The 6,400-nt window shown below is 38.1% G+C and carries 7 protein-coding genes; all 7 read right to left on the reverse strand.

Going from position 1 to position 6,400, the window contains the following annotated elements; all coding sequences use genetic code 11:
* The 7 genes from nrdR to HNQ37_RS05880 all read right to left on the reverse strand — a co-directional run bounded on the left by nrdR (position 1) and on the right by HNQ37_RS05880 (position 6,249).
* Positions 1 to 447, reverse strand: a complete 447-nt coding sequence (gene nrdR, locus HNQ37_RS05850; protein WP_183540258.1) for a transcriptional regulator NrdR — start codon at positions 445 to 447, stop codon at positions 1 to 3.
* A gap of 64 nt (positions 448 to 511) precedes the next feature.
* Positions 512 to 1,156 carry a tRNA (guanosine(46)-N7)-methyltransferase TrmB gene (trmB, locus tag HNQ37_RS05855; protein ID WP_183540260.1) on the reverse strand — a complete coding sequence of 215 codons (645 nt, stop codon included), beginning with the start codon at positions 1,154 to 1,156 and terminating at the stop codon, positions 512 to 514.
* On the reverse strand, positions 1,153 to 1,947 hold the full coding sequence (locus tag HNQ37_RS05860; RefSeq protein WP_183540262.1) for a phosphotransferase family protein: 795 nt from the start codon (positions 1,945 to 1,947) through the stop codon (positions 1,153 to 1,155). The genes trmB and HNQ37_RS05860 overlap by 4 nt, the downstream gene beginning before the upstream one ends.
* 204 nt (positions 1,948 to 2,151) lie before the next feature.
* Positions 2,152 to 2,391 carry a Veg family protein gene (locus HNQ37_RS05865; RefSeq protein WP_183540264.1) on the reverse strand — a complete coding sequence of 80 codons (240 nt, stop codon included), beginning with the start codon at positions 2,389 to 2,391 and terminating at the stop codon, positions 2,152 to 2,154.
* Positions 2,392 to 2,474: 83 nt separating this feature from the next.
* A complete protein-coding gene (gene dnaB, locus HNQ37_RS05870) occupies positions 2,475 to 3,833 on the reverse strand; it encodes a replicative DNA helicase (RefSeq protein ID WP_183540267.1) in 1,359 nt (452 codons plus the stop codon).
* Complete coding sequence (gene rplI, locus HNQ37_RS05875; RefSeq protein WP_183540269.1) at positions 3,833 to 4,285, reverse strand: 50S ribosomal protein L9; 453 nt, start codon at positions 4,283 to 4,285, stop codon at positions 3,833 to 3,835. The genes dnaB and rplI overlap by 1 nt, the downstream gene beginning before the upstream one ends.
* Positions 4,282 to 6,249 carry a GGDEF domain-containing protein gene (locus HNQ37_RS05880; RefSeq protein WP_183540271.1) on the reverse strand — a complete coding sequence of 656 codons (1,968 nt, stop codon included), beginning with the start codon at positions 6,247 to 6,249 and terminating at the stop codon, positions 4,282 to 4,284. The genes rplI and HNQ37_RS05880 overlap by 4 nt, the downstream gene beginning before the upstream one ends.
* Positions 6,250 to 6,400: the final 151 nt, after the last annotated feature.

Here is a 6,400-nt window from a genome sequence, read left to right on the forward strand (position 1 = left end):
TTATTTCTTTGTAAAATTTTTAAGTAATTCTTCTAATTCACTGACATCCTTAAACGAGCGATAAACGGAAGCAAAACGAACATAGGTAATCTCGTCAAGGCCTGCTAAGGCGTTCATGACGATCTCACCAATTTGATCAGTGTGTACTTCATTTTCCCCCAAAGCCCTAACCTTTTGCTCAATTTCTTCCACTACTGCTTCGATTTTTTCTGAGGAAATCGGACGTTTTTGAGCTGATTGAACAATCCCCTTGGTGATTTTTTCACGATCGAAGACTTCTCGTGTATTATCTTTTTTTACAACAAGCAAGGTTGGTTGTTCAATTCGTTCGTAAGTAGTAAAACGGTAACCACATGATAGGCACTCACGACGACGACGAACCGAATCATCACTGGCCCGCGTATCTAGAACTTTAAAATTTTCTGATTGACATTTTGGACATTTCATTAGAGTTTCCTTTATTAAGCCAGACAATATGTTTTTTGGACTGTATTATCTGAGCCAATATAATTTATTCAGACTCTTCAACAAATTTTGCTTCAAGCCGGTAGATAGGATAACCTTTAGCTGACCATTTGCGCTCATACTCAGTCAAGACATTCTTTCCATCAAATTCTTCATCTTTATGCAAATCAAGCCAAACTTGTTGCAAGACCATACCATATTGACTCATTGAAGCAAGGCTGTATTCAAAGAGAACACGATTATCAGTTTTAAAATGAACTTGACCATTTGGAACAACTGTCATTTGATAAGTCTTAAGAAAATCCTTATATGTCAATCGGCGTTTTTCATGGCGAGCCTTGGGCCACGGATCCGAGAAGTTAAGATAAACCAGGCCAATTTCATGTTCAGCAAAGTATTCATTCAGATCACGACCATTCCCATAGATAAGTTTAACATTGGATAAACCACTTGCTACTACTTTGTCAAGAGCAAAAGAAATAACGGTTTCTTGAAGATCTATTGCAATGTAATTAATATCTGCATGCTTTTCGGCCATTCCAACGATAAAATCACCTTTACCACAGCCAACTTCAACATGAATCGGATTCTCATTGCCAAAAACTTCTTGCCAATCCATTTTTTCTGTAAAGACAAGGTCAGGCCGGGCGTCGATGATTTTATCGGCATCTTTTCTCTTCTTGACTCTCATTCAAACATTTCCATAAATCTTCTAAGCCCTTGAATTTCAGCATTTGCAGCTGTTGTATTCCCTTTTTCAAGATAAAAATCAATTTGTCTTAAAAAAGATAGCTTACCATACCAAATCAACTTTGAAAGTGTTGCAACATCTGCTAAACGATCACCTGATTTAGCTAACCATGCCCCCCAGTCCTTGGATGGGATATAATGCGAAAGCAAGAAAGCGTTATCGATATAGGCATCTCCAAGGCTGACAGTTTTCCAGTCAATCAGATAAATCTTTCCTGTTGATTCATCCTTTAACCAATTATCCGGAGAAACATTCCCGTGAACCACAACCATTGCAAGGTTATTCAATATTGGTACTGTCCGCAACATTTCTGAAGCAATCTTGCTTAAAAATGTGTTAGTAGCCACGACTGAGTTTGGTTTTTCCAAAAGATGAGCAAGGAGTTCTGAGGGACGTGAGACAGAGCGATCAAAATTTGAAAGCGAGTCGCGCAGTGTATGACTTCCATGTAATTTCTTTAAAATATCATAGACTTGCTCTTCAGCCATTTCTTCTATTGATAGACTATGTCCCCCTACCCACGACTGAGCAGTTAACGTTTCACCATTATCAGTTTTACGAATCCATTGAATTTTTGGTACAATCCCTTCAGTTGATAGGCTCGGCAAAAGTGGGCTTGCATTCAATTTGATGAAGACCCTCTGATTTCCAAACTCTCCCATATAAGAATTGCCGGAACTGCTGTCAATGACACGCATTTGCCAATTGATGGATGGTTCTTGCGGTAACATTCAAACTCCTTTAATCAATAAAATAAATAAATAGTATCGCATTTCTTGAAGAAATGCGATCCTCGCCCCCAAAATTTAGATCGCTTGTTCAAGACTCTTTAAACTAAAAATCCCTACTACTAAAGAAAGAAGCTATTACTTTCATAAAATAAAGTACTAGCAAAATTAAATCAACTTAGCAGGTTAGCCCATTAATAACAATTCTTAATAATGGATAAGAATTGTTTGAGTTAAGATATCAGCGTATTGGTATGACTCACGCACTTTTGGACCACGAAGTGGTACATTCTCAACGATAAAATGTGTTGCATAGGCTTCAAGCAAAGTTACTTTGTGGCGGTTTTCTCTCTTACGGCCATATTGTGAAGTAATCTCGATAGTTTTACCTATATGGGCTTCAACTTGTTTACGAATATCAACGATTTTTCCAATTTCTTGTTCCATTTTTTACCTCTCTTAGCTTGTATCCAGAGCTAAGCTTTCAAAATTCATTTACTGTCCATTATAGCATGAAATACATGTGAATTCTAATTCTCTATCCGATTGGCTTCGATGTTAGCAAACTTATTGTATTCTTTAATAAATCTAAGTTTAGCCGTACCCCGGCTTCCTGAACGGTTCTTTTCAATAATTACTTCTACAGAATCATCCAAGTCCTCTGGCTGCTCCTCACCTTCACGTGCATAATAATCTTCACGATAAAGGAAAGCAACAATATCCGCATCTTGCTCAATAGAGCCTGACTCACGTAAATCAGATAAACGTGGACGTTTATTATCACGTTGTTCGACAGAACGTGATAATTGTGACAAAGCGATAACAGGAACTTTCAATTCCTTTGCCAATATCTTCAACTGACGAGAAATCTCTGAGACTTCTTGTTGACGGCCTTCGCGCCCACTGCCTTGTATAAGCTGGAGATAGTCGATAACAACAAGGCCTAGATTATCTACCTCACGGGCCAACCGGCGACATTTTGAACGGATTTCTCCAACCCTAATCCCCGGAGTATCATCCATATAGATTTGCGCCTTGGATAAGGTGTTAGTCGCATGGATAAGATTTTCCCATTCTTGATCTAACAGCTGGCCTGTTCGGATATTCATACCATTAATCGGGCCGGTTGCAGCAATCATACGATCAACCAAGCTTTCAACACCCATTTCAAGCGAGAAAATAACAACGGCTTTGTTCTGAGTCGTTGCCACATTTTCCGCAATATTCAAGGCAAAAGCAGTCTTCCCGACACCCGGGCGTGCTGCAAGAATAATTAGCTCCTCATCGTGGAAACCAGTTGTCAATCGATCCAATTCAAAGAAACGCGTTGCCAAACCTGTAACCCTAGACTTTTGCTTGGCTCTTTCTTCAATCGCCGCAAAATTCTCGTTGATGATTTCCGACATTTTGACAAAACCTGAACGACTCTGACCTTCAGATATCTTCGCAATTTGATTTTCCGTATTTGCAATCAAATCTTCCGCTGAATCTTCCATTGCATAAGCACGATCAATGGTCTCTGATAATTCCCGGATAACCGCTCTTTGTTGTGAGCGTTCCTTGATAATCTGAGCATAGTACGTGGCACGTGAAGGGAGTGGGTATTCATCAGTTAATTCGCTGAGTCCAGTTACCCCCCCAACTAACTCAAGGTCTCCCTGTTCTTCTAGTTTTGAATTCAGAGTGACGATATCAATTGGAAGTGAATTATCATTCAGGTTTTCCATAGTTGAAAAAATAGTGCGATAGGCAGGTAGATAAAAATCCTCAACCGAAACAAACTCCTTGATATCAAGGAGCCGTTCATTTTCTAATAATATCGCACCTAAAACTGCTTTTTCAGCTTGAAGATCCCTAGGCGTCTGTTTTACAAAATCAAACTCTGCCATTATGCCTCAGATATACGTACTCGGACCGTCGCTGTTACTTCTGGGTGAAGTTTGATTGGAACTTCACGTTCGCCCAAAGCACGTAATGGATTATCTAATAAGATCTTATGCTTGTCAAGCTTCAATCCATATTGAACATTAACTGCATCTGCAATTTTTTTTGAATTAATTGCACCAAAAAGATGACTATCAGGACCTACTTTTTCCTTTAACTCAATCACGACATTTTCACCTTCAAGTTGAATCTTCAAAAGCTGGGCCTCCGCCAATATATCGGCAGCTTCGCGTTCCTTTGCTCTTTTTTGCCCTTCAAGGACGGAAATATTGGTATTATTTGCTGGTTTTGCAAGGCTTTTTCGAATCAAAAAGTTTTGTGCGTATCCATCTGGAACTTCTTTAATTTCACCTTTTTTTCCTTTTCCCTTAACATCTTGCAAAAAAATTACTTTCATTTACTTTCCCTTTCTCTGATTGTTTGAATCAATTCTTCCTTAATTTCATTTACTGACTTACCCGTTATCTGTGTGGCTGCTGAATCAAAGTGACCACCACCACCTAGGGCTTCCATAATTGTTTGTACATTATATTTTCCATTACTTCTTGCTGAAACAATAACATCATTTGTTTCATTCACAGCTAAAGTAAAGCTGGCTTTAACACCTTGTAAAGTAAGCAAACGATCAGCCGCCTTTGCCAAAATAACTTTTGGATAAGCCTGCCCAGGTAAACCAAGAGCAATAGCAATACCGCCATCTATAATCTCAGCTGCAAGAACAACCTCATTGACCTGCTTGAAGGTTTCAAAGTCTGTGGCCAAGAACTTTTGGACAAGATCATTATCAGCTCCTTGATTTCTCAAAAATGAGGCAGATTCAAAGGTATTCTCAGTTGTTGCTTTAGTGAAAGATTTTGTATCCACTGAGATTCCGGCTAGTGCAACCGAAGCTTCAATCGATGACATCTTTACTCCAGATTTGTTTTGGAAACGGAGAATTTCAACCACCATCTCAGTCGCGGAACTTGCTCCTGACTCAATATAAGATAAAAGCGGATTTTCAGGAAAGTCATCATCCCGACGATGATGATCAACCACAACGACCTTATCAAATCTTTCAAAAAATTCTTTATCCATGGTTTGGCTAATCTTTGAATGGTCCACCATGATAAGCAATGCATTATCCGTTTTTAGCTTTTTAGCCGAGTTTAGGCGAAGCACATGGGGATAAAGTCCCTCTACATCGTTCAGCATAGCAATCGCACGTTTGGTATCTTCCTGAAGTTGCTCAGGATTATAGACAATAAAGGCTTCTTTATTAAGACCTGCAGCGAAATTTCTCATCACGACTGAAGCACCAAGGGCGTCCATATCTGGAAATTTATGTCCCATTATGAAAACTTGGTTAGATTCAGAAATAATGTTATTGAGGAGTGAGGCAATAGCACGCACTCGTGTTCTTGACTTCTCAATTCGAGATTCAGAATTTCCACCAAAGTAAACCGCACGAGCATTGTCTTCATTTTCTTTGACAACAACTTGGTCTCCACCACGGATGAGGGCTAATTCTAAATTATTCATCGCGGTCTTACCGATTGTCATATAATCGACAATTCCATAACTTACACCAATTGAAAGAGTCAGTGGAATTTTTTTCTCCGCAGCTCTTTCTCTGAATTCATCCAATAGGGGAGAAAACTTCTCTGTCATCAATTCAGACAAGACGGCATAGTTTGCAAAAATAATGTAACGATCAGCTGCTAATCGTCTCAAATAGACAGAACGATTTTTAGCGTATTTATCCAAAAATTTTGCAATAAAGCTATTAATGCTTGATTTATCGCCATCCGAAAATGAATCTGTCACATCATCATAGTTATCAATCGCAATGATTGCAATGATTGGGCGACGTTCAAGCAAGTCCATTTTAGAATTGACTTCTTCAGTTGAATCTTGTAAATAAATAATGTTTCTAGTAAGATCACAAGATACAGAATAAGATTTTTCATTAATCTTATATGGCCTTCCATGTTTTCCAAAATCCATTACAAGTTTCATAAGAAGATCCGGATTAAGTTCCTGGTCTCCTTCAAAAATAAGGCTAGAATAAGGATTGTACCACTCAGGTTGATAACTTGTTGGATTATATTTTATGATTGCAATCGGAAGTGCTTCAAGTGTATATTGAAGTGACTCCTCAGCGCTCTTATTGCTCAAGTCAATCAATTCTTGTTGATCAATCTTGAACTTATATTTTGCATATAAGACGATGGCTAGTAATATTGCATTGGTAAAAATGATTGCTAAAAAATTAGCAATATTCAAATTAACAAAAAAGACTAACAATAATTCAAGTAAAGTCGCCACAAGTACAATAGAAATCAGGGTTGTCTGTGATGGGAAATAATTATTCTTTTTCATAATTATTGTTACATTTTACCATATTTCGACTTGAAAAGATAGGATAGGATAGGATAGGTAAGTGTCAAATAATTGGCTGTAAATCTTCAAAACTGAATTTTTGTTTATATTTTAAAGCCCATCCTGAGCTTATGAGATCCAAGATGTACTT

The organism is Lactovum miscens (genome assembly GCF_014202895.1).
Classification (GTDB): Bacteria; Bacillota; Bacilli; order Lactobacillales; family Streptococcaceae; genus Lactovum; species Lactovum miscens.

Coding starts and splice junctions, on each gene's coding strand:
- nrdR (WP_183540258.1), bottom strand. CDS start 447: ATGAAATGTCCAAAATGTCAATCAGAAAATTTTAAAGTTCTAGATACG.
- trmB (WP_183540260.1), bottom strand. CDS start 1,156: ATGAGAGTCAAGAAGAGAAAAGATGCCGATAAAATCATCGACGCCCGG.
- HNQ37_RS05860 (WP_183540262.1), bottom strand. CDS start 1,947: ATGTTACCGCAAGAACCATCCATCAATTGGCAAATGCGTGTCATTGAC.
- HNQ37_RS05865 (WP_183540264.1), bottom strand. CDS start 2,391: ATGGAACAAGAAATTGGAAAAATCGTTGATATTCGTAAACAAGTTGAA.
- dnaB (WP_183540267.1), bottom strand. CDS start 3,833: ATGGCAGAGTTTGATTTTGTAAAACAGACGCCTAGGGATCTTCAAGCT.
- rplI (WP_183540269.1), bottom strand. CDS start 4,285: ATGAAAGTAATTTTTTTGCAAGATGTTAAGGGAAAAGGAAAAAAAGGT.
- HNQ37_RS05880 (WP_183540271.1), bottom strand. CDS start 6,249: ATGAAAAAGAATAATTATTTCCCATCACAGACAACCCTGATTTCTATT.